Source organism: Paraburkholderia sp. CI2, assembly GCF_014201055.1.
GTDB classification, from domain to species: domain Bacteria; phylum Pseudomonadota; class Gammaproteobacteria; order Burkholderiales; family Burkholderiaceae; genus Paraburkholderia; species Paraburkholderia tuberum.
Genome location: NZ_JACHDL010000026.1, coordinates 54,612 through 76,840, shown reverse-complemented (window position 1 = coordinate 76,840; position 22,229 = coordinate 54,612). Strand labels below are relative to the sequence as shown.

At 62.3% G+C, this 22,229-nt stretch carries 20 protein-coding genes; 16 read left to right on the top strand and 4 right to left on the bottom strand.

Annotated elements, in window-relative coordinates:
* The first annotated feature begins 74 nt into the window (after window positions 1-74).
* From HDG32_RS28800 to HDG32_RS28780, 5 genes are all read left to right on the top strand, one after another.
* A complete protein-coding gene (locus HDG32_RS28800) occupies window positions 75-350 on the top strand; it encodes an oxidoreductase-like domain-containing protein (protein ID WP_090809369.1) in 276 nt (91 codons plus the stop codon).
* Window positions 351-391: 41 nt separating this feature from the next.
* A complete protein-coding gene (locus HDG32_RS28795; RefSeq protein WP_184072509.1) occupies window positions 392-1,261 on the top strand; it encodes an NAD-dependent protein deacetylase in 870 nt (289 codons plus the stop codon).
* A gap of 56 nt (window positions 1,262-1,317) precedes the next feature.
* On the top strand, window positions 1,318-1,926 hold the full coding sequence (locus HDG32_RS28790) for a DUF938 domain-containing protein (protein ID WP_184072508.1): 609 nt from the start codon (window positions 1,318-1,320) through the stop codon (window positions 1,924-1,926).
* A 278-nt stretch (window positions 1,927-2,204) separates the two neighbouring features.
* A complete protein-coding gene (gene gndA / locus HDG32_RS28785; RefSeq protein WP_184072506.1) occupies window positions 2,205-3,614 on the top strand; it encodes an NADP-dependent phosphogluconate dehydrogenase in 1,410 nt (469 codons plus the stop codon).
* A 276-nt stretch (window positions 3,615-3,890) separates the two neighbouring features.
* Window positions 3,891-4,226, top strand: coding sequence for a DUF4148 domain-containing protein (locus HDG32_RS28780; protein ID WP_184072504.1), 336 nt, complete (start codon window positions 3,891-3,893; stop codon window positions 4,224-4,226).
* Window positions 4,227-4,380: 154 nt separating this feature from the next.
* Here HDG32_RS28780 and HDG32_RS28775 read toward each other — a convergent pair whose 3' ends face one another.
* Window positions 4,381-4,701 carry a hypothetical protein gene (locus HDG32_RS28775; protein ID WP_184037119.1) on the bottom strand — a complete coding sequence of 107 codons (321 nt, stop codon included), beginning with the start codon at window positions 4,699-4,701 and terminating at the stop codon, window positions 4,381-4,383.
* Between the two features lie 230 nt (window positions 4,702-4,931).
* Here HDG32_RS28775 and HDG32_RS28770 point away from each other — a divergent pair, with 230 nt between their 5' ends.
* The 3 genes from HDG32_RS28770 (at window position 4,932) to ltaE (ending at window position 7,390) form a co-directional block, all read left to right on the top strand.
* Window positions 4,932-5,243 carry a cupin domain-containing protein gene (locus tag HDG32_RS28770; protein WP_184037116.1) on the top strand — a complete coding sequence of 104 codons (312 nt, stop codon included), beginning with the start codon at window positions 4,932-4,934 and terminating at the stop codon, window positions 5,241-5,243.
* A 149-nt stretch (window positions 5,244-5,392) separates the two neighbouring features.
* A complete protein-coding gene (locus tag HDG32_RS28765; protein WP_184072502.1) occupies window positions 5,393-6,196 on the top strand; it encodes a peptidoglycan DD-metalloendopeptidase family protein in 804 nt (267 codons plus the stop codon).
* 186 nt (window positions 6,197-6,382) lie between these two features.
* Window positions 6,383-7,390, top strand: a complete 1,008-nt coding sequence (gene ltaE / locus HDG32_RS28760; RefSeq protein ID WP_090809383.1) for a low-specificity L-threonine aldolase — start codon at window positions 6,383-6,385, stop codon at window positions 7,388-7,390.
* A 141-nt stretch (window positions 7,391-7,531) separates the two neighbouring features.
* Here ltaE and HDG32_RS28755 read toward each other — a convergent pair whose 3' ends face one another.
* Window positions 7,532-8,902: an MFS transporter gene (locus HDG32_RS28755; RefSeq protein ID WP_184072591.1), complete on the bottom strand. Its 1,371-nt coding sequence runs from the start codon at window positions 8,900-8,902 to the stop codon at window positions 7,532-7,534.
* A 778-nt stretch (window positions 8,903-9,680) separates the two neighbouring features.
* On the opposite strand from HDG32_RS28755, the gene HDG32_RS28750 reads away from it, so the two are divergent.
* On the top strand, window positions 9,681-12,134 hold the full coding sequence (locus HDG32_RS28750; RefSeq protein ID WP_184072500.1) for a glycogen/starch/alpha-glucan phosphorylase: 2,454 nt from the start codon (window positions 9,681-9,683) through the stop codon (window positions 12,132-12,134).
* Window positions 12,135-12,247: 113 nt separating this feature from the next.
* On the opposite strand, the gene HDG32_RS28745 is transcribed toward HDG32_RS28750, so the two are convergent.
* Complete coding sequence (locus HDG32_RS28745; protein WP_184072498.1) at window positions 12,248-12,637, bottom strand: DUF6232 family protein; 390 nt, start codon at window positions 12,635-12,637, stop codon at window positions 12,248-12,250.
* Window positions 12,638-12,886: 249 nt separating this feature from the next.
* Here HDG32_RS28745 and HDG32_RS28740 point away from each other — a divergent pair, with 249 nt between their 5' ends.
* From HDG32_RS28740 to HDG32_RS28725, 4 genes are all read left to right on the top strand, one after another.
* Window positions 12,887-13,210: a type II toxin-antitoxin system RelE/ParE family toxin gene (locus tag HDG32_RS28740; RefSeq protein WP_184072496.1), complete on the top strand. Its 324-nt coding sequence runs from the start codon at window positions 12,887-12,889 to the stop codon at window positions 13,208-13,210.
* An 830-nt stretch (window positions 13,211-14,040) separates the two neighbouring features.
* Window positions 14,041-16,413, top strand: a complete 2,373-nt coding sequence (locus tag HDG32_RS28735) for a type VI secretion system Vgr family protein (protein WP_184072494.1) — start codon at window positions 14,041-14,043, stop codon at window positions 16,411-16,413.
* Between the two features lie 6 nt (window positions 16,414-16,419).
* Window positions 16,420-18,663 (top strand): M23 family metallopeptidase, encoded by a 2,244-nt coding sequence (locus HDG32_RS28730; protein ID WP_184072492.1) that lies wholly within the window; start codon window positions 16,420-16,422, stop codon window positions 18,661-18,663.
* The gene (locus tag HDG32_RS28725; protein WP_184072490.1) at window positions 18,660-19,136 is read left to right on the top strand and encodes a hypothetical protein; all 477 of its coding nucleotides are present in this window, start codon (window positions 18,660-18,662) and stop codon (window positions 19,134-19,136) included. Before HDG32_RS28730 ends, HDG32_RS28725 begins: the two co-directional genes overlap by 4 nt.
* Window positions 19,137-19,229: 93 nt before the next feature.
* Here HDG32_RS28725 and HDG32_RS28720 read toward each other — a convergent pair whose 3' ends face one another.
* Window positions 19,230-20,582 carry an IS4 family transposase gene (locus tag HDG32_RS28720; protein WP_184072589.1) on the bottom strand — a complete coding sequence of 451 codons (1,353 nt, stop codon included), beginning with the start codon at window positions 20,580-20,582 and terminating at the stop codon, window positions 19,230-19,232.
* 120 nt (window positions 20,583-20,702) lie between these two features.
* Here HDG32_RS28720 and HDG32_RS28715 point away from each other — a divergent pair, with 120 nt between their 5' ends.
* Genes HDG32_RS28715 through HDG32_RS28705 form a run of 3 tightly spaced genes read left to right on the top strand, consistent with a single transcriptional unit; the run spans window position 20,703 to window position 22,215 of the window.
* On the top strand, window positions 20,703-21,194 hold the full coding sequence (locus HDG32_RS28715; RefSeq protein ID WP_184072488.1) for a hypothetical protein: 492 nt from the start codon (window positions 20,703-20,705) through the stop codon (window positions 21,192-21,194).
* Window positions 21,191-21,814, top strand: a complete 624-nt coding sequence (locus HDG32_RS28710; RefSeq protein WP_184072486.1) for a hypothetical protein — start codon at window positions 21,191-21,193, stop codon at window positions 21,812-21,814. The genes HDG32_RS28715 and HDG32_RS28710 overlap by 4 nt, the downstream gene beginning before the upstream one ends.
* Window positions 21,811-22,215 carry a hypothetical protein gene (locus HDG32_RS28705; RefSeq protein WP_184072484.1) on the top strand — a complete coding sequence of 135 codons (405 nt, stop codon included), beginning with the start codon at window positions 21,811-21,813 and terminating at the stop codon, window positions 22,213-22,215. Before HDG32_RS28710 ends, HDG32_RS28705 begins: the two co-directional genes overlap by 4 nt.
* Window positions 22,216-22,229: the final 14 nt, after the last annotated feature.

The window sequence follows — 22,229 nt, the reverse complement described above, 5'->3', positions numbered from 1 at the left end:
GGGGCGGGGAGCGGGGCGCGCGCGTTCAACTTATACTGGGCGCTCCGCCGTCTTTCCACGCAAAGCAAGCCGCCGTGCCCCGCGCCACACCCAGCGACGACCCGCCGCCGCAGCCGCCCGTGCGGCCCGATCTCGACGACTGCTGTCATAGCGGCTGCACGCAGTGTGTGTTCGATCTCTACGATGAAGCGCTGGAGCGCTACGAGCTCGCGCTGGCTGCGTGGCACAAGCGGCAGGCGCAGAAGGCGCGGCCAGCGCGGCGACCGGACACGCAGGGCGCGAAGTCGAAACCGCAAGCCGACGCGCGTCGCTCGACACCCACGCGCGGCAAACCGAGCCCTCGCCGCTGATTCGCGCACGAATTCGCGCCCGATCGTCCACCGTCTCCGTTATGACCGACCTTCAGCTCACGCCGACCGAATCTCTCACCGATCCGCACACGCTCGACGATCTGCATCGCTTCGTGCAGCGTCATCCGCGCCTGTTCGTGCTGACCGGCGCGGGCATCAGCACTGACTCCGGCATCCCCGGCTACCGGGACGACAACGGCGCATGGAAGCGCTCGCCGCCGATCACGCTGCAGGAGTTCCTTGGCACGCCGGCGATGCGTCAGCGCTACTGGGCGCGCAGCATGGTCGGCTGGCCGCTCGTCGCGCGCGCGCAGCCGAATGCCGCGCATGTCGCGCTCGCGCGGCTCGAAGCGGCCGGTCACGTGCCGACGCTGGTCACGCAGAACGTCGACGGCTTGCATCAGCGCGCGGGCAGCCGCGACGTGATCGAGCTGCATGGCGGCATCGACGGCGTCAGTTGTCTCGACTGCGGCATGCAGCACTCGCGCGCGGCGATCCAGCAGACGCTCGAAGCCGACAACCCCGCTCTGCTCGACGTCACGGCCGAAGCCGCCGCCGATGGCGACGCGCATCTCGAGTGGCACGATCTCGGCGGTTTTCGCGTGCCGGCATGCGTGAACTGCGGCGGGTTGCTGAAGCCGTCGGTGGTGTTCTTCGGCGAGAACGTGCCGAAGGCGCGCGTCGAAGCGGCGTCGCATGCGCTCGATGCGGCCGACGCCGTGCTCGTGGCCGGCTCGTCGCTGATGGTGTATTCCGGCTACCGCTTCTGCGTGTGGGCGCAGCGCCAGGGCAAGCCGATCGCGGCGATCAACCTCGGCCGCACGCGCGCCGATCCGCTGCTGTCGCTGAAGGTGGCCGCGCCGTGCGGCGATACCTTGAGCGCGCTCGCCGGTCTGCTGGCTGGCGATTGAGAATGAGTAGATCCCGTGGATCACCGTCAAAACCTGAGGAACACCCAGAGCCGACCATGACCGACTCCCGGCAACATTCGCCATCCGCCGAACGCAATCGCGAACCGATCCTCGCCGTGCTGCGCGAGGCCCTGCCGGCGAGCGGCCGCGTGCTCGAAATCGCGAGCGGCACCGGTGAGCACGCGATCTGCTTCGCCGGCGCGCTGCCCGGTCTCGACTGGCAGCCGAGCGATGCCGATGAGGAGGCGCGCGAGTCGATTGCGGCGTGGACCGCGCACGCGGGGCTCGCGAACGTGCGCGAGCCGCTCGCGCTCGACGTGCATCAGCCGGACTGGGGCGTCGATGCGCTCGACGCCGTCGTCTGCATCAACATGATCCACATCTCGCCGTGGAGCGCGGCGCAGGCACTTTTCGACGGCGCGGGGCGGCGCCTCGTCGACGGCGGCGTGCTCTATCTATACGGTCCTTACCGGCGCGGCGGCGCGCACACGGCGCCGAGCAACGCAGCGTTCGATCAATGGTTGAAGAGCCGCGATCCCGAATGGGGCGTGCGCGATATGGAAGCGGTCGTCGCGCTCGGCGACACGGCGGGGCTCACCTGCGAACGGGTGGTCGCGATGCCCGCGAACAACTTCAGCCTGGTGTTCACGAAGCGGGCAGGGTAGCGGGTGCACCGACGGGCCGGGCATTCGTCCACGCCTTGCGCCAAACCTCGGTCCGATCCCAAACCGAACCCGCCGCGCAAACGCCGACGCGCGCACAATACCTGTCGTCACGCGCAAACATGAGCACGACATGAGCACGACATGAGCACGAGCAACTGGCGTGCTTGCCCCCTCCCAAGCGGCAAGCGCGCATTTCTTTTATCCTTTTACCCTCGACGCCGCGCCGCCGTTCTCATGGCGCGGCGCCACGACATTTTTTTGGACTCTGGAGAATTCAAATGGGCAAACAGGCAATCGGCGTGGTGGGGCTGGCGGTCATGGGCCGCAATCTGGCGCTCAACATCGAGAGCCGCGGCCACGCGGTGTCGGTCTACAACCGTAGCCGCGCGAAAACCGACGAACTCATCGCCGAATTTCCGGACCGCAAACTGGTGCCGGCTTTCACGCTGGAAGAGTTCGTCGACTCGCTCGAAAAGCCGCGCCGCATTCTGATGATGGTCAAGGCCGGCGAGCCGACCGACGCGACCATTGCCTCGCTCAAGCCGCTGCTCGAAAAAGGCGACATCCTGATCGACGGCGGCAACACGCCTTTCACCGACACGATCCGCCGCAACCAGGAACTCGCGAAGGCGGGTCTGCATTTCATCGGCACCGGCGTGTCGGGCGGCGAGGAAGGCGCGCTGAAAGGCCCGTCGATCATGCCGGGCGGTCCGCGCGACGCGTACGACCTCGTCGCGCCGATCCTCACCGAGATCGCCGCGAAGGCGCCGGACGGCGAGCCCTGCGTCGCGTACATGGGACCGGACGGCGCGGGCCACTTCGTGAAGATGGTGCACAACGGCATCGAGTACGGCGACATGCAGCTGATCGCCGAAAGCTACGCGGTGTTGAAGCAGGTCGTCGGATTGTCGAACGAGGAACTCGGCAAGGTCTACACCGAGTGGAACCAGGGCGAGCTCGACAGCTATCTGATCGAAATCACGTCGAAGATCTTCGGCAAGAAGGACGACGAAACCGGCAAGGACCTCGTCGACGTGATTCTCGACCGTGCCGCGCAGAAGGGCACCGGCAAGTGGACCAGCCAGAACGCGCTCGATCTCGGCGCGCCGTTGCCGCTGATCACCGAGGCGGTGTTCGCGCGCGTGCTGTCGTCGCTGAAGACGCAGCGCGTGGCCGCGAGCAAGGTGCTGGAAGGTCCGCAGGCGAGGCCGCTCGAAGGCGCGAAGGACGCGTTCATCGAATCGGTGCGTCGCGCGTTGTACTTCAGCAAGGTGATCTCGTACGCGCAGGGCTTCGCGCAGTTGCGCGCCGCGTCGGAAGAGTACAACTGGGATCTCGACTACGGGACGATCGCGAAGATTTTCCGCGCGGGCTGCATCATCCGCGCGCGCTTCCTGCAGAAGATCACCGACGCCTATTCGAAGGACAAGGCGCTCGCGAACCTGCTGCTCGACCCGTACTTCCGCGACATCGCGAAGAACTACCAGGCGGGGCTGCGCGAAGTCGTGGTGGCCGCGGTCAACGCGGGTGTGCCGGTGCCGGCCTTCGCGTCGGCGATCGCGTATTTCGACGCCTACCGCTCGGAGCGTCTGCCCGCGAACCTCGTGCAAGCGCAGCGCGACTTCTTCGGCGCGCATACGTTCGAACGCATCGACAAGCCGGGCAGCTTCCACGCGCAGTGGAGCTGAGCGGTTGAAAAAACGGCCCGACGCGCCATGGTGACAGGGCGCGCGGGGCCGTTGCTCCGTTTGGATCGGCAAGGAAACGCCGCATTATTACCAAATGTCTTGCGGGTTAAACGCGGACTCAAAGAATGCCCAAATGATTATTGCGACGGCAGCAATAGAGTTTCACTGGTTTAAGGGTTTGCCCTAGATCGAGACACCTCTAAACTTGTTTTCGATCGCTGAGGGATAAGCAGAAACCCGAAGCGCACCACACAACAAGTCCTTTGGAGGTTAATCATGAAGACCCTGATTTCCGCTGTTGCTATCGCCACCGCCCTCTTTGTTCCGGTCGCGTCGTTCGCTCAAGCGAGTCAGCCGGCGACCCGTGCTCAGGTTCGCGCTGAACTGATTCAACTCGAAAAGGCCGGCTACAACCCGAGCGCCAGCGACGTGAACTACCCGGCCGACATCCAGGCAGCGCAAGCACGCGTCGATGCGCAACGCGGCACGGCCATCGCGGCCAACCCCGCAGACACCAGCGGCTACGGCGCTCCGGCCGCCGGCACGTCGCAAGCTGGCCACGCTGTCATTCCGGCGAAGGCCAACCGTGACTCGGTGTACTTCGGCAACTGATCGCAGTAGAAGTCCGCAGATGTAGTGGGTAGTTGTAGTGCGCTGTAGACGCCGCTTCGTGGAATAGCGCGAACGCGGCGGGCAAGAAAAAACGCCATCCAGTTCGATCGGATGGCGTTTTGTCGTTTACGGCGCCGTGCTGCGACGGTTCCCGTCAATGCAGCGTTCGCTGCCGCCGGCCGATGTCATCGAACAGCGCGCGGCTCGGCTCCAGCGCGAGCAGCCACGATTCGTCGTAGTCGCTCAGGTTGTCGAGCGCCTCGCGCAGCCGTTCGAGCGCCACCGCAGGCAGCTCGACGCTCGCCTCGACCCCGCTCGACAGTCCCGCGATGCTCGCCAGTTGCACGAGCGCATCGGCGGCCTCGGCGACGTCGGCGGCGAAGATCAGATGCGTGTTCAGCAGTTCGACGAGGCCGGCAGACGCCGCCACATCGTCGACGTTGAGTTGCACGGCCAGAAAGGTGGCTTTGTTCATCCTCGATTCCTCCCAGAATCCCAACGTTGTCGTGAGCTGCTCCGCGCGGCTTGACTGAGTATAGGCGATGGTCGATCACCTGCAATGATCGGACGGAACGGCCGTGGCGGCTTGCTCGCCCAGACGGGCGGGCCACGCGACCTATAATAGGGCCAGCCGCGCGAGCACCGACGCCGTGGGCGCACGGCGCCGCCCGCCGGCCTTGCGCGCTTGCCAATTGCTCATCGACCATGAAGATCATCCGCAGCAGAAGCTTCACCGCGTCGCGTGCCTGGGGCGCGCTCGACATCGCGAACATGAACGGCGTCACCACGCGTCTGCATTGGACCGACCAGCCGTACAAGTGGCACGTGAACGACGGCGAGGAGGTATTCGCCGTGCTCGACGGCCGCGTCGAAATGCGCTATCGCGAAGACGGCGTCGAACGCACGACAGTGCTCGAAACCGGCGACGTGTTCCATGCGTCGGTCGGCACCGAGCATGTCGCGCATCCGCTCGGCGCGGCACGCGTGCTCGTCGTCGAAAAGCAGGGCAGCGTCTGAAGAACACGGCAGTTTGACGGCGCGCGTGTGGCGGTCGCGCACGATATCCAGGCGGCAGCGGACAACCGCGACCGTGTGCAAGCGTGACGGCACGGCAATTGCTACGGCGTCGATTGAATTGGATTGAGACACACGTCGAGGAAAATCAGATGACACGACAATGGCAACCGACGGCGATCCGCCTGCTGATGGCGGCGGCGCTCGGCGTGGCGATCGCCGGCTGCACGACGATGCCGTGGGAAAGCACGCCGTTCTACAGTAACGCGCCGTCGAGCACAACCAGCCTCGCGACCGTCCCGGTGCCCGCCGGCTACTATCGCGTCAATCCGGGCGATACGCTGTCCGGCATCGCTTCGGCCTATGGGCGAAGGCCGCAGGAAATCGCGACCTGGAACGGCTTGCCGGTCAACGCGGCGGTCGCGCCCGGCCAGGTGCTGCGCGTTTCACCGCCGATGGCCTCGGGCAGCGTGGTCACGCCGCCGGTCGCGGTGGCGCCGGGTGCGCCAGCCGCGCCGGGCGCGACGGCGAACGTGCCGCCGGGCGCCGTACCCGGTGCGCCGGCCCCTGCCGCCGTGCCCCAGCAGGGCGTGCTGCAATGGCCGTTGCGCGGACCGATCCTGCGCGCGTTCGCGCCGGGCAAATCCAACGGCATCGTGATCGGCGGCCAACCCGGCGATCCGGTCAAGGCCGCGGCGACCGGCCGCGTGGTTTACGCGGGCACCGGCATCGAAGCCTACGGCCCGCTCATCATCATCAAGCACAACGATTCGCTGATCACCGCGTACGGCCAGAACAGCCAGCTACTCGTCAAGGAAGGCGATGCGGTGGCGCAAGGGCAGACGATCGGCGAGGTCGGTGTCGATAGCCGCGGCGTCGCGTCGATCCAGTTCGAAGTGCGCGAGAACGGCCAGCCGGTCGATCCGCTCCAGTGGTTGCCGAAGCCTGGCGGCTGAGCGTCCCCGTCGCGACTGTTGGCTCATCGCAGCCGGATCGGCGCGCTTCTCGGGGATGCGCCGATTTTCAGCGTCGTCTGAATTGAATACACTGTATGGCTCGTTTGCCGGCGCGCGCGTTCCTTCCGGAATGCACGGGCGGCCGGTTGCCGTAGGCTGTCATTCATGGACGCACAGGGACACACAATGATCGATTTACGCAGCGATACCGTTACCCGTCCGACTCCGCCGATGCTCGCGGCGATGTCGGCGGCCGAAGTCGGCGACGACGTCTGGGGCGACGACCCCACCGTCCTGCGTCTGCAGGCCACGCTGGCCGAGCGCACCGGCAAGGAAGCGGGGCTGTTCTTCCCGAGCGGCACGCAAAGCAACCTCGCCGCGTTGATGGCGCACTGCGCGCGCGGCGACGAATACATCGTCGGCCAGCTCGCGCACACCTATAAATACGAGGGCGGTGGCGCGGCCGTGCTCGGCAGCATCCAGCCCCAACCGCTCGAAAACGCCGCCGACGGCTCGATCCCGCTCGACAAGATCGCCGCCGCAATCAAGCCGATCGACGATCACTTCGCGCGCACGCGGTTGCTCGCGCTGGAAAACACGATCGGCGGCAAGGTGCTGCCGGCGCAGTACGTCGCCGATGCGACGCGGCTCGCGCGCGAGCGCGGCCTCGCGACCCACCTCGACGGCGCGCGCGTGTTCAACGCGGCGGTCGCGGCGGGCAAGCCGGTCGCGGCGCTCGCCGAGCCGTTCGATTCGGTGTCGATCTGTTTTTCGAAGGGACTGGGCGCGCCGGTCGGCTCGGTGCTGGTCGGCAGCCGCGCGCTGATCGACGTCGCGCATCGCTGGCGCAAGGTGCTCGGCGGCGGCATGCGCCAGGCTGGCGTGCTCGCGGCGGCGTGCCTGTACGCGCTCGATCACAACGTCGAGCGGCTCGCCGACGACCACGCAAATGCCGCGCATCTGGCGGCGGGGCTGGAGACGATCGAGCAGGTGAAGGTGCAGTCGGTCGCGACGAACATGGTGTTCGCGCAGTTTCCGCAGCAGCATTGCGCGCCGCTCGAGGCGTGGCTCAAGGAGCGCGGCATCCTCACGCAGATGCTGTATGCGTCGCGCTTCGTCACGCACATGGATGTGTCGCGCGACGATATCGACACGTTCATTGCCGCGGTGAAGGGGTATTTCGCGGCACGTTGATCGCGCCGCATGGGTCGCAAGCGAGGCGGCTCGCGTGGTTGCCGCCTCGTCTTCCCGCACTGGCCCCGACTCGTGCGCGCTCGTTCGAGGCGCGCTTCATTCAGGCTTCATCCCCGCCTCACGCGCCGTCCGGCGCATATCTCACTTGACCGCCGCCTTCGCCTGCACGCCCGCGCGATGCGACGGCGCGAGCAGCCGCAAGCCGCTCGCCAGGCTCGCCGCGCCGGCGAAGAACGCGCCGAGGCCGAGCGCGAGCGTCGGCCCATGCTGGCGGCCGGCAATGCCGAAGCACAGCGCGACCAGCGCCGCGCCGGTCGCCTGTCCGAGCAGCCGCGCGGTCGCCACGATGCCGCTCGCGCCGCCGCTGCGCTCCGGCGGCGCGCTCGCCATCAGCGCCTTCAGGTTCGGCGACTGGAAAAAGCCGAAACCCGCGCCGCAGATCGCCATACGGATGCCGATGTCGAGCACGTGCGGATGGGCGGGCAGCATCGCCAGCGAGGCCATCCCCGCCGACAGCACCGCGAGCCCGATCGCGCCGAGCAGCCCCGGCGGGTAGCGGTCCGACAGGCCGCCCGCGAGCGGCGCGGCGAGCGCGACCACGACGGGCCACGGCGTCATCAGGAAGCCGGTTTCGACCTGGCTGCGCAGCAGCACGTCCTCGAAATAGAACGGCAGCGACACGAACGCGAGGCCCTGCGCGGCGAACGAGCACACGGCCGTCACCGCCGACAGCGCGAACACCGGCCGCTTGAACAGATCGACAGGCAGCATCGGCGCGGGGTGGCCCGCCTCGCGGCGGATCAGCAGCAGCCCGAACACGCCGGCGAGCGCCGCGGCGCTGAGCACGATCTGCAGCGACGCGCGTTGCGCCGCCTCGCCGAGCGCGAAGATCAGCGCGGCGAACGTGACCACGTTGAGCAGCGCCGCCACCGGATCGAGCGGGTGCCGGCTCTGCGCGGTATGCGGCAGCGCCGGCATCGCGAAGCTCAGCGCGAGTACGCCGAGCGGCACGTTGACCGCGAACAGCCACGGCCAGGTCGCGACCGACAGAATCAGCGACGCCACCGTCGGCCCGACCGCGAACGACACGCCGACGATCAGCGCATTGGTGCCAAGCCCGCGACCGAGCCGATGCGGCGGGTACAGATAGCGGATCAGCGCGGTGTTGACGCTCATGATCGCGCTGGCGCCCAAGCCCTGCACGATGCGCGCGGCGGCGAGCAGCGGCAGCGTCGGCGCCATCGCGCAGCCGAGCGAACTCAGCGTGAACAGCGCGATGCCGCCGATATAGATGCGCCGATGTCCGACGATATCGCCGAGCGCGGCGAGCGGCAGCAGCGTCGCGACCATCGCGAGCTGATATGCGTTGATGATCCAGACCGAGGCGGCCGGCGCCGCGTGCAGGTCGCCGGCGATCGCGGGCAGCGCGGTGTTGGCGATCGCGGTATCCAGCGTGGCGAGCGCGACGGCGAGCATGATCGCGGCCATCGCGCGGCGGTTGGCGGCCGACATCGGGCCGTCGGCGGGGAGAGTCGGCGTGGGGACGCCGACGGTGGGGCTGAGCTTATCGGACAAGGCGTGGCTCGCGGGGTTGGGCATGCCGGTGTCGATCGCTTCCGGAGAGGCGACGCGCTCGGGCGGCGGTTTCGTCGTGGGTGAGGTGCGCGCTGTCGGTCCACGGGGGATCGGCGTGGCGGCTTGTGCGGCGCAACGTCGCGATTGTTGCAGAGACGGCACGATCGTGCAGGGAGGCGGGCAGGGCCCGGGAGGCGGCTAGAAGATGAGGCGCTTTAATCTCAATGAAACGCAACTAACCGCCAATCCCGCCCGCCATTTCCAAATCGGCGCGCGCCCCGCGTCAAATCCAACACACATACGACAAAACCGCCCGGCAGAACGGGCTGCCCGATTCGATCACAAAATCAGGCTATTCGGGGCTTCATCCGCTCGTCACGCATCGGAAAAATAATCGATGTGCGGCTCGCAGATGCTTCGGGCGTATGCCTTCCCAACCCGCTTTCGTGACCCGACTCACGCGCGCCGATGCCCACCCCGAGTGCCGCTGCCACGCGGCTTTGCACCGCGTCCGGGCGCCCGCCGCGGCTCGGTCGCGCGGCAGCGGGCGAGTTCGCCGGGCACGCCGTATGCGTTCACCGTCCGTTCGCGCGCCAGTATGCGCGATCCCTAAAATGTCCTACTCTGTTTTTTTAAACCGCTCCGACAGGCACGCGCCTCCCGTCCGTCTCCCGTGCGGTTCGCGTCTGCCATGTCGAACTTCCCGGAGGCTTCGATGACAGCCGTCGATCTGGAATTCGACCAGCTCAACAGTACCGTCGACGCGCTACGGCGCTCAATTTCGAATCGCATGATGTACGGCGTCGGCAAGGACGCTGTCACCGCTCACCCGCACGACTGGCTGCACGCGGCCGCGCTGGCCGTGCGCGACCGGCTCGTCGCACGCTGGATGAAGACCACCCGCCTGCAATACGAGCAGGACGTGAAGCGGGTCTACTACCTGTCGATGGAGTTTCTGATCGGCAGGACCTTTACCAACGCGCTACTCGCGCTCGGCATTCACGATCAGATGAAGGAGGCGCTCGCGAGCCTCGGCGTCGACATGGACGCGCTGATCGATCTCGAACCCGACGCAGCGCTCGGCAACGGCGGTCTCGGCCGGCTCGCGGCGTGCTTTCTCGACTCGATGGCGACGCTCGGCATTCCGGGCTTCGGCTACGGCATCCGTTACCAGTACGGCATGTTTCGTCAGGAAATCGTCAACGGCGAGCAGGTCGAGGCGCCCGACTATTGGCTGCGCGCCGGCAACCCATGGGAATTTCCGCGACCCGAAATCAAGTACATGGTGCACTTCGGCGGCCGCACCGTGCAGCGCGGCGACAAGACCGAATGGATCGACACCGAGCATGTGAACGCGACCGCGTACGACACCGTGATCCCCGGCTACGCGACCGACGCGACCAACACGCTGCGCCTATGGTCCGCGCGCGCGACCGAGGAACTCGACCTCGGCGCATTCAATCGTGGCGACTACCGCAACGCGGTCGACACCAAGAACATGTCGGAGAACGTGTCGCGGCTGCTCTATCCGGACGATTCGACGCCGGCCGGCCGCGAGTTGCGGCTGCGCCAGGAGTACTTCTTCGTGTCGGCGACGATGCAGGATCTGATCCGCCGCTATCAGCGCACGCACAGCACGTTCGGACGCTTCTCGGAGAAGGTCGCGGTGCATCTGAACGACACGCACCCGGTGCTCGCGATTCCCGAGCTGATGCGCCTGCTCGTCGACGAGCATCATGTGCCGTGGGACAAGGCGTGGAAACACTTGACGCAGATCTTCTCGTACACGAATCACACGCTGATGCCCGAGGCGCTCGAAACATGGGATGTCGAAATGTTGTCACGCCTGCTGCCGCGGCATCTCGAGATCATCTTCGAAATCAACGCGCAGTTTCTGAAGCACGTCAGCGAGCACTCGGGCCACGACGCCGAGATGATCCGCCGCATTTCGCTCGTCGACGAATATGGGCAGCGGCGCGTGCGCATGGCGTATCTGGCGATCGTCGCGAGTCACAAGGTGAACGGCGTGTCGAAGCTGCATTCGCAACTGATGACGCGCGACATCTTCGCCGACTTCGCGCGCATCTATCCGGACCGCTTCACCAACGTGACCAACGGCATCACGCCGCGCCGCTGGCTCGCGCAGGCGAGTCCGTCGCTGTCGTCGCTGATCGACGCGCGCATCGGCACACACTGGCGCAGCAATCTGTTCGAGCTCGAGCAGCTGCGTAATCTGCGCAAGGACGACGAGTTCGTCGAAGCGTTCCGCGAGGCCAAACGACAGAGCAAGCTGCGGCTCGTGCACCGGCTCGCGCATCACACGAAGCTGCGCTTCGATCCGGACGCGCTGTTCGATCTGCAGGTCAAGCGCATTCACGAATACAAGCGCCAGTTGCTGAACTTGCTGCACGTGATCGTACGCTACAACGAGATTCGCGCGAATCCGGAGCGCGACTGGGTGCCGCGCGTCGTGCTGTTCGCGGGCAAAGCCGCGTCCGCGTACCGGATGGCCAAGACGATCATCAAGCTGATCGGCGACGTCAGCGAGAAGGTCAATCATGATCCGCTGATCGGCGACAGGCTGAAGGTCGTGTTCGTGCCGAACTACGGCGTCAGCGTGGCCGAGCTGATCATTCCGGCGGCCGATCTGTCGGAGCAGATCTCGATGGCCGGCACCGAGGCGTCGGGCACCGGCAACATGAAGCTCGCGCTCAATGGCGCATTGACGATCGGCACGATGGACGGCGCGAACATCGAGATCTGCGACGCGGTGGGGCGCGAGAACATCTTCATCTTCGGTCACTCCGCCGACGAGGTGGACGACTTGCGCGCAAGCGGCTATCGGCCGCGGCAGATTTACGAGGAAAACGAAGCACTGCGCACCGCGCTCGATCAGATTCGCACGGGCTTCTTTTCGCCGGACGATCCGCTGCGCTTCTCGGATATCTTTCACACGCTGGTCGACTGGGGCGATCACTATATGGTGCTCGCCGATTTCGACGCGTTCGCGAAGGCGCAGAACGAAGTGGATGCGCGTTTCGTCGACAAGCACGCGTGGGCCGAAAGCGCGATCGAGAACGTCGCGGGGATGGGGCAGTTCTCGTCGGATCGAACGATCGGCGAGTATGCGCGCAATATCTGGCGCGTGAGTCCGCTCAGTCTCGACTGAGCGCGAGATGACGGCAACGTAGTCGTTGCTTGCGGGCAAGCAGATCGAAAGCCGTGCGAGGCTGGTGCTGATCCGTCGCGCACGGCTTCGTCATGTTCGATCGTCGCCCCGCGTCAAGCCTTCGGCGCGGCAGCCGCGGCCTTCGCCCGATGCACTGCCTCGCCGACGCGTTCGACGAACTCGCGATCCGTACTCATCAGCGCTTCGCGCTCGCCGTCGGCCGTCTTGACCATCAGCCGATGCGTGATGTCCTGGGTCACCCAGGTAAGCCAACCGACCACGATCAGCATCACCCCGCATACGAGTCCCGACGCCGAGTGGAGCACGCCCCCGACGATTGCGCCGATCAGCCCGGCCACCGAGATCACGAGCGGCACGACCTTGTTCTTCTGCACGGTCACGACCTGCACGTCGACGATATCGCGCAGCGGGAAGACCTGACCTGCGGATGAGAGGGCGTTGCGCGTGACCGACACGCCGCGATCGTTGAAAGGGCTTTCCATCGTTTCAATGCGAGGGTGGTGAAGCGCGCAGCGTAGCAGACTTCCTTCAAATTCCTAAAGTTACGGACTTTTCCATCCCCTCTCAGGCCCGTGTTGCAAGGGAGAGCGATTCCAATGACTAAAAAAACAGTTGAGGGATTTGACTAAAATATGGCGGCGCGAGTCAAAGACTGGTTGCGGCAGCCTCGCGGGTCCGGCCGATGCCGCCTACTTCGAATCGCTGCGCGCCCGAGTGCGTACTTCGCGCAAATGACGGCCAAGCCCGTCATCCCAACGCGACTGGCCAAGCAAGACGTAGAAGACGAGCTGACCCACCACCTCGTAGACGAAGGCTCGGAACAGGCAGCGCTCGCGTTCATTGCGGAGATCGAGCAAGCATACGCGCATCTCGCTAACCGCTCCAACATCGGGTCTCCTCGTTACGGGTATGAGCTGGACATACCGGGCCTGCGGGCGTGGCCGCTTGCTCGCTACGCGCATCTGATCTTCTACATTGAGCGCAAGGATCACGTCGAGATATGGCGCGTGCTCAACGGAAAGCGGGATATCCCGGCGTGGCTCGCTGAGCGATGACAGCGAGTTCCATTGACGCCATTTGCACGGCACAGATCCCGCGAGCAGCCACTCGGCATTGACCTGGACACAATCGTCGCCTTCACGATCCCTTCATTTCAAGGTGCCTTGGGCGGCCGCTTACACAGGCTGTTGAAAAGCGCCCCTTCATAAATACCGAAGAGGTGTTCGGGACGTTTGCGCAGGCGAAGGGTATTCCGGACCGTCGTCTTACTCCCCGCGATGCGGCGGACCTGCTGGCCGATGCGGCGCAAAGCGTTCAGGACAGACTTGCGACTCCTGGCACGACCACGACGAAGCACTAACTGGCTCTGTCAGCAATCCAATGAAGGCGGCTTGATGCCGCCTTTTTCAATTGCACGGCGAGAAGCAGACGTTTATTCGTTTTGCATATTGTGTCTGCATATGTTGTCACGCGCGTCCATCAGATAAATCATGTGCCTCCCGACCCGACCCGAACGAAACGCGCGAGGAGATGCTGACCATGATTGAGCGCATCGCCGAACTTCTGGAGGCGCGCGCTCGCGGCGACGCCACGCTTCTCTCTACCACACTGCGCTATCACGAGCAGCAGGGCTGACCGTTTCCCGCGCGCGATCGACTCGCATGCGTCGTTCGCCATTAGGTGTTGCTGCACCCGTTTATCACGCATTTCCATCTCGAAAAAGCAAAGGATTCCGATTTAACGATCATTCACAAAATCGTTGGCAATTTCGCACAGGGTGAGTGGAGTGATTGACGGGCGGCGGGTACCGCCCTAGATTTTTTCGGTTGAAGGTTGCAGACGCAACAGTTGTGCCTCGTTTCTTTAACCATACAGGGATGTGTGGATGAATGCTGTCACGAAAAATTTTACCGCCGCGCTCAGCCATCCGAGCGCGCGCCTGACCCAGCACCTCAGGATCTGGATCGGCTCCCAGCCCCATGACCTCGACGTGCTCGATTTCAAGGCCAGCGGTGGCTTCTGCAAGGACTACCGCGTCGACGTCACGGTTACGTCGCCACGGCTGGAGATCGACGGCAAGCAGTATGTGGGCCGTCGCGCGGGCCTGCAGATCGACGAGCAGGCGGCGGTGCCCTCGGTGAGCTACGTGCAGCCCGTCAGTCACGACGCCGCCACCTTCAACGGCGTGGTGACGAGCTGGAGGCGCATCCGCACGAGCCGCGACGAGTCGGCTTACCAGATGCGCATCGAGCCGCGCTTTGTGGCCCTCTGCAAACGCATCATCAAAAGCGACACATTTAAAGATGTGACTTTGCAGGAGCTGATCACCCAGGCGCTGGTCGACCGCAAGAATTTCGATGCCTTCGATGTCGAATTCCAGATCGAAGGGCTGCAGGAGAAGATGGAGCAGGTGGTGATGCTGGAGGAGTCGCTCTGGAATTTCATCGCCCGCCATTGCCGCCGCCTCGGCGTTTTCTGGTTCTACAAGCAGGGACGCGGCAAGGATGGCAAGCTCGACACCATCGTGTTCGCCAACAATCCGCGCGCCTATATCCGCTCGGTCGACGTGCCGCTGCTGGATGCCTCGGGCCTGCACGCGAGCTGGCGCGAAGCGGCGCAGGCGGTCCACGCGCAGCGCACGCTGGTGCCGGCCACGATCGAGCTGTGGGAGCGCAACTACCGCACGCCGGAGGACCCGCTGCGGGCCACGGCGAACGTTTCTGCCGAGGCGGATGACCGCTCGGTGTTTGGCCAGATCAGCCGCAGCGCGGAAGGGCATCTGACACCAGCGCAGGGCGAAGCATTCGCGCAGACGCGGCGCGATGAGCAGATCGCGCGTCAGGTCACGCTTGCCGGCGAGAGCGATGCGAAAGCCATCGCGGCGGGTGTTGTGATCAAGCTCACCAACACGAAGCTGGCCGCCGCCGAGTACGGCTTCGTGGTCACGTCGTTCCAGATGAAGGGCAGCCGTACCCAGCCGGCCTATACACACTTCAAGGCGATGCCTGCGCATCTGGCCTACCGGCCATCGTTTGACTATCAGCGGGACTGGAGATTTTTAAGTGGCCCGGTCGTTGGCGTCGTCACAACGCTGGACACTGCGCCCTATGCATGTCTTGACGAGCACGGACGCTACCCCGTTCTGCCGAAGTTCCTGCAGGGCTCGGGCAACACCGACAACAAGCTGCTGAACCTGCGCCTGCTGCGTCCGTCATCGTCCTACCAGGGCGGCTTCCACTCGCCCCTGCTGCCGGGGACCGAGGTCCTGCTCGACGCCGAAAATCGCGACGTGGACCGCATCTACATAGCGGGGGCCATGCACGACTACGCCCACCCGGACCTGGTGCGCGGAGACCAGTCGCTGTTTAGCTATGCCATCTGGCGTTCCCCGCTGCTCGGTGCGGAGGTGGTGTTCAACGATCTGCAAGGAAAGGAGAGCGCCCGCATAGCGACGGTCTACAGCCAGACGGCCTTCAACCAGGGCTACCTGCTCAACAGCAAAAAGCTCCTGCGGGGTGAAGGGTCCGAAATGACGACTCAGGGCTGGGGCACGATGCGTGCGGCGAAGGGACTGTTCCTCTCGGCGGATGCGGCGGCCGCAGCCGATACGCCGCACCTCGACATGCCCACCGCCGTCGCGCAGCTCAAGGCGGCATTGCAGCGCGTGACGGACCTTGCGGCGGCGACGGCGCAGGCTGGGGCCGACCCTGCCGACCGGGCCACGCAGGCGGCGCTGCTCGATGGGCTGAACCAGTTGCGCGACGCGGGGCTACTCGCCAGCGCCCCCGGCGGCATGGCGTTCGTGACGCCGAAATCGGCGCAGCACTCGGCGGGCCAGAACGTGATCGTCACGGCGGGCCAGGACATGGACGTCAGCATCGTGAAGCGACTGCGCATGGTGGCGGGTGAGCTGATTTCCTTGTGCGCGCACAAGCTTGGTCTCAGCCTCACGGCGGCGAAGGGGAAGTTTACGGCGGCGGCGCTCACTGACGGCATGGATCTGTTCGCGCAGAAGCAGTTGCGTGTCGCCAGCGAAAGTGCGGATGTGCAGGTGTCGGCGAAGTCGAAGATCACGCTCAACTGCGGCGGGGCCTCGGTTGTCATGGAGGGCGGCAACATCACGTTCCACTGCCCCGGCGCATACACCATCAAGGCCGCCTCGTTCACGTTTGTCGGCCCCGACAACGTGCCGGCCAAGCTGCCCCTCCTGCCGAATAGCGACCTGCAGCTTAACGACCGGTATACCCACACGGACTAATACGCGATGATCATCAGCCCTCCCTTTCTGCCCGAAGCGGGCATGACCTCCACCGATGGCTCGAAGCCGGATCCCATGATGGACGCCGTCGACCAGTTCGAACTGGCGCGCGGCATCTACCCGGTCGCGTCTGACCGGCGCTGGCATTGCGGCAGTCATCTGGCACCGGACACGCACGGCGAGGTTTACGCCATTGCCGATGGCGAGGTGGTGGCCTACCGGGTCTGCCAGCACGCGGTGGATCCCTATAGCTGCAATGTAGGCTTCGTCCTGCTCAGGCATTCGACCGAAACGGGTGACGGTCGCAAGCTGACGTTCTATTCGCTCTACATGCATCTGCTGCCGCTCGCGGAGTACCAGTCATTCGGGCACGACGGGACACGGTTGCCGGAGTTCCTGCAAAAATCCTCCGGCGTGGACAAGAAAGGGCAGGTCACGCCTGCGACGAAGGGCAGTGGCCAGAAGGTCAGGCGCAAGGATGTCCTTGGGTTTGTCGGACGCTACCAGGGCGTGACGCACCTGCACCTCGAAATCTTCATGGTGCCAGACGATTTCACGGCGTATTTCGGGCATACACAGCTCGGCGTGGCATCGCCAGCCACGGCGACAACGCCGGACTGCTGGGGCCACACCTATTACACGATTCCGGCCGGGCAGCAGTTCTTCGCGCAGCCGCCTGGAACCGGGGCGGACAACAAGCTGCACGGGATCAAGTTCACGCCGGGGCAGACGGACAAAAACGCGCTGCAACTCGTCGTCGAGATGTACTTCAGCAAGGGGGCGAAGTACACCAACGTCTGGAGCATCGCGACGGACGGTTCGCGCACGCTTCTGACGCCGGAGCTCGTCGAGGAAAAGGACTACGAATACGATCTCTACCATCGCGCGACGGCGCTCTACGATGCCTGCCCGAGCGACGGGTACGAGATGCAGCGCTTCGGGCGTGTCCTGTCCTCGGCCGTGACCCCGCCTCCAAACCCGCAGACCTGGGTGCAGGTGACCTACGCTGCGGGGAAGCAGGGGTATATCGATATCAGCAAGGCGGAGATCAGGAAGTTATCCGATGCGGATTTCCCGTCGTTCATGGGCTGGCAGAAGATCAGCGACGCCAACACGCCATTCGATAGTAACGGGATGTGCGATATCAACGCACTGAAGAAACTTGTCAAGGATGCGGAGGATACCGGCGAGCTACCGGTGATAGAGGACATTACGGAGGCACAGAGGGCGCAAGCGCTGTCAACCTACGTGAGGATGAACGATCCGGTGCGTCAGGCACTACGCGGATTTATCTGCAACGCGCCGAGCGAATGGGATAGCAAGAACAACGGGACGCGCTACGCGAAGCTGCTCGATGAGGGCGGGTTCTACCACGGCAACCAAACGGGTTACGACGATTTTCTCAAGTACCTCAAGGAAGTCCAGTTTTGGGATGTGACCGGGTTGCCCGCCGGGGAGAAGCTCTGGTTCTTCCATCCGCTCGCGTTTATCCGGCACTTCAGGAAGTGCGGGTGGCTGAGCAAGGGGGAATTGTCTCAAATCTATGATGAGTCAACATATACAGCGTTGGGGAAGACGGGGGAGGAATATCGAGAACTTTATCGCAGCGCCATTAATGCCGTTTTTAGAAAATATAGAATTTGCGCCCCGATCCGCAGCGCTCATTTTTTTGGGCAATGTGCGATCGAGTCATATCATATGATGGTAGTTCGCGAGAGTTCTATTGCTATTGGTAAGGCGGTTAAGTCAAATCATCCATCAATTATGCCTGAATTGGATGGATATTTTCGCTCGCCTGCTGCGGCCCCAGTGGATGTTACATATTTTGGCCAATATGATGGCAACATAAATTTGGGGAATACCGATCCGGGAGATGGTATTAAATTTCGAGGAAGGGGGTTTAAGCAGCTTACTGGTCTATATAATTATTCGGAATATTGGGTATATAGAGGTTGGCTTGATCGAAAATCATATGATCACGCATGGTTTAAGAAAAAAGAAGGCGATCGTTTCAAGGCTGGTCCCAAAGTAGATAACCCAGAATTTATCGGTAACGATACCTATTCCTGCGTAGACATAGCAGGTTTTTTCTGCGTGCGGACTCCGCTTGAAAAGGCTGCAGATCAGGGGGTTTCTGAGACTGCGTCGCGCGCGGTAACCAAGATAGTCAACCCGTACGATGTAAAAAGTCCGCCCTTGCGTTGGCGCGAGACGCAAAATTCATATCGAGTATTGGGGGATCAGCCGTGAAAAAGTATTTGTTTTTATTTTTCTTGATAATTTTTCTTGGTAATGCGTGCGCAGCTGTTGTCAGTTCCTGCGATGGAAATTATTTGGCAATGGACGATGTCCGCGGCCACGTAACAATAAAACATGATGGGCGAAATATCGGGTTGGCGAAAATCGATCACGCTATTCGTGGGGGAGTTTTTAGCCTCGATGGTTCGATGTTGGTTGTATTTGGGTTGCCTACAAAAATTGATGCGAATTATCCGCAAGTCACACATCTATCTATATTTTTGGTAAGGCCAAAAATGCAACTCATTGAAAGAGAGGTGTATGGTGGTGGAGTATACGATGCTGCCTTCAGTGTTGATCAAAATTTTATCGTTGTTGAGAATCAATTCGGGGTTGATGTGATAAACCTCAAGAAAAAAAAGGCTCAGTCATTCGATGCGGCGTATATTCCGCAATTCAAGACTCAGCAATGTTCAAAAAATTAATTTCCTAAAAATGCAATCTCCTGTCCGTAAAGGCGACAAACTCGAACACGGCGGCGAAGTGACCGGTGGTTCGCCCTGGTTCGAGGCATCGGCTTATACACAATTTCCAGCGTGACCGCCGACACGTAACTTCTGCAATGTCTTGGCAGCGATATGAACCTCTTTGAGTCCCAGCCAAATAGCTTTCGCGCCGGGTTCGCCATCGCCCTTGCGGCCGAGGAATCCGCCCAGGCGCGCGATCAAGCGCAGCACCTCGTTGAGCTTGGGCTTGGCCGGCTGCTTGACGTCAGTCAGCAAATACGCGCCGCGAATTTCATCGACATCGAAGAACAGTTCGGCATCCAGATCGGGGCAACTGCGGCCCATGTGCATCAGATGGACGATTCGCCAAGCCACGACCAGAAACAGCGCCAGCGCGCGTTCGAGCCGTTCGATCGCGCCCAGTTGCAGCGCCTCGACTCGGCAACCGTTCTTCAGCACGTTGAACAGGATCTCGATTTTCCAGCGCGCCCGATACCAGTCGATCAGTTCAATCGCTTCCTGCAGCGTCGTGGCTTCGCGGTTGGTCAGCAAGCGCCATTCGATCGGCTTGACGCCGTCTGGTGCATCAAACTCACGCGCCACCAGACACGTGGCCGCTACGCTTTGACCAACGCCTGCCGGCAGTTCGATGCGCCGCAACCATACGTGCTGGCGCACCTGGCGCACCTGGCGCGCCTTCACGCCGTGACGCGAGCCCATCGTGAAGGCAATCTCGCCGAGCGGTGCGCCTTCTGTCGTCGCCGTCCAAAGCTTGGCTCCCTCGGGCAGCGAGCGGTCGTGGGTCGAGCGAATCAGCCAATCCGCCGGCGTGCCCAACTCCTGCGCCCGCGCCATCAGCGCGGGCATGTCTGCCTCGCGATCAGCGACGTACACCAGTCGCGTGTGCGGCAGGCTCGATGCCGTTTCCGCTACCCGCTCGTAACCCTCGATCCAGCGCAGGCTTTCCTTGAGCCCGCCGCGCTTGCCCTGCGCGTCCTTGGGCTCACGCGCCCACATCCAAGCGTCGAGTACACCCAGCGGCACCCGCTCAGGCGTCACCGCATAGGTCGGATGCAAATACATTCCGCGCTGTATCTCGTAAGACAGTGGCCCAAGGCCCACGGCCTGCCGGCCGTTGAAATCCAGTTCCGTGGTGTCCTGCAGGCACAACACGACCGACTGGGCGGCCATTCGTTGCTCGGTCTGCCGCCAGTGCGGCTCCAGAATCGCACTCCACTGGACCTCGCCGTTGTCGAAGAAGCGGTACGCCGCCATCGTCTCGCCCCAGCCCCGACACGCCTGCGGCACGCCGGCCGTCGGCTTGGCCGCCAATCGTTCCATCAATGTCCTTGCTCGCCTGTTCAAGCGCGCGTCGCCAAGGTCGAGGTCAGCAAATTCGGTTTCCGTCCAGCACGGTGCTTCCAGGGCCAAGGCGTTCACGCAAAAAGCAAGAGTAAACGCGACGCGCCGAAAGTTTACAAGCCCCGGTTGATCTCATTGCTCGACGACGGTTTGTTCCGGCCTACGGTTGCGGAGGGCAGACTTGTGTATAAGACGATGGGTTTAATCACCTCATCATATGACTGGAGAGGTGGGAACTGCGACCGAGAGGATGCCCAAAAATTTCGCGGTCGCGGGTTTAAGCAGCTCACCTTCAGAAGTAATTACGCGGACTATTGGTTATATCGAGCATGGATTGAGCAATCGAGTTTTACTGCATCGTGGTGGAGCGATCCACAATATCACGCGAAACATCGCGCACTGATGACGAAAATTCCTGCGCGCGTTGATAATCCTGAAGTTATCGCGACAGTGCCAGAGAATTGCTTGGACTCTGGGGCGTGGTACATAACCTGCCTCAGGCCGAAGGTTGTTCGTGCCATTGATAGTGACAGTTTTAACATACCGAAAACTGCAGCTGAACTCGCAAAAGAAGAGCAGATAATAAAAGATGTCACAAGGAGTATCAATGGTGCGCTTATCGGGCTTGATAAGAGAATTAAGTTTACTCGCATGATCAAGGGGCTTCTTCTGTGAAAACAAATTTTTTCGTATTTGTAGGTCTGCTCGCTGCATCAGTCCAAGCCTACTGCAATACTACTAACTCCACGAACACGGCAGCATCTTTTAATTTGTCTGTGCAGACCAAGGCCGGTGACTTTCACTGCTTGATAGACGAAGAACCCATTGACGTTGCACTGAGTTCGGATGGTGAGGCAGTTATCGTCTCGGGTACCGGCTACGTCCCCATAGGCGAGTTAAGTCATTGCAAGACTGACACGCCTGTTCACGTGAGGCGCGCAGCCCCGCACGTGGGGTTTCTATCGGACATAAATATCAAGGCGGGTATTTACGCATCAATGGTCCCAGTTAGCGTTTCACCTTTGAGTTTTTTAGCGGTTGTTGGAAAAATCGGGAGCGACAGGAATTTGGTTGAAAAACCGGGATTCTATAGAACCACTGTGAGAAAGTCTAAGTTGGAAGAAGAGGCATCTTCGGATATGGATCCAGTCATATCACTTGATGGAAAATATATATCAGTAGACCGGCGTCAGTGCGGATCAGATCCTGATATTGACGTGATTGTAATTAAAACAGGAAAGACGATCGTAATCGACAACAAAGCCTGCAGCAGGTTGTTCAATTGGATTAAGTGATTGGTTTCAAGCAGCTTACTGGGCGAAGCAATTATGCAGATTACTGGACGTTCAAGGGGTGGATTTTGAGTACGTCGTTTACCGCATCATGGTGGACCGACCCAGCGTATATTGCGCACAATCGCAGCGGTATGACAAAAACTCCCGCGATGATTGATGCCCCTCAGAGAGTTGCCCTTCCTGAGAATAGTCTGGATAGCGGGGGATTTTATTTGCGATTCGAAAGGCCAAAAGTAACCAGACATATCGACATGGATTCTTCGCAACCGGCTATCTCTGATTCGGACAAGCAAAAAGAACGGCAAATCTCGCGCGACGTTACATATGCGATTAATGGTGGTTATATTGACTGGGAGCGACGGCTTGATTTCACTCGTTTTGCTAAAGAAATTATTTCATGAGAGTTCGGAAATGC

What these genes read in the sequence shown, in the direction of transcription:
- HDG32_RS28795 (WP_184072509.1), top strand. Translation starts at nt 392, where the DNA reads ATGACCGACCTTCAGCTCACGCCGACCGAATCTCTCACCGATCCGCAC.
- HDG32_RS28790 (WP_184072508.1), top strand. Translation starts at nt 1,318, where the DNA reads ATGACCGACTCCCGGCAACATTCGCCATCCGCCGAACGCAATCGCGAA.
- gndA (WP_184072506.1), top strand. Translation starts at nt 2,205, where the DNA reads ATGGGCAAACAGGCAATCGGCGTGGTGGGGCTGGCGGTCATGGGCCGC.
- HDG32_RS28780 (WP_184072504.1), top strand. Translation starts at nt 3,891, where the DNA reads ATGAAGACCCTGATTTCCGCTGTTGCTATCGCCACCGCCCTCTTTGTT.
- HDG32_RS28775 (WP_184037119.1), bottom strand. Translation starts at nt 4,701, where the DNA reads ATGAACAAAGCCACCTTTCTGGCCGTGCAACTCAACGTCGACGATGTG.
- HDG32_RS28770 (WP_184037116.1), top strand. Translation starts at nt 4,932, where the DNA reads ATGAAGATCATCCGCAGCAGAAGCTTCACCGCGTCGCGTGCCTGGGGC.
- HDG32_RS28765 (WP_184072502.1), top strand. Translation starts at nt 5,393, where the DNA reads ATGACACGACAATGGCAACCGACGGCGATCCGCCTGCTGATGGCGGCG.
- ltaE (WP_090809383.1), top strand. Translation starts at nt 6,383, where the DNA reads ATGATCGATTTACGCAGCGATACCGTTACCCGTCCGACTCCGCCGATG.
- HDG32_RS28755 (WP_184072591.1), bottom strand. Translation starts at nt 8,902, where the DNA reads ATGTCGGCCGCCAACCGCCGCGCGATGGCCGCGATCATGCTCGCCGTC.
- HDG32_RS28750 (WP_184072500.1), top strand. Translation starts at nt 9,681, where the DNA reads ATGACAGCCGTCGATCTGGAATTCGACCAGCTCAACAGTACCGTCGAC.
- HDG32_RS28745 (WP_184072498.1), bottom strand. Translation starts at nt 12,637, where the DNA reads ATGGAAAGCCCTTTCAACGATCGCGGCGTGTCGGTCACGCGCAACGCC.
- HDG32_RS28740 (WP_184072496.1), top strand. Translation starts at nt 12,887, where the DNA reads ATGACGGCCAAGCCCGTCATCCCAACGCGACTGGCCAAGCAAGACGTA.
- HDG32_RS28735 (WP_184072494.1), top strand. Translation starts at nt 14,041, where the DNA reads ATGAATGCTGTCACGAAAAATTTTACCGCCGCGCTCAGCCATCCGAGC.
- HDG32_RS28730 (WP_184072492.1), top strand. Translation starts at nt 16,420, where the DNA reads ATGATCATCAGCCCTCCCTTTCTGCCCGAAGCGGGCATGACCTCCACC.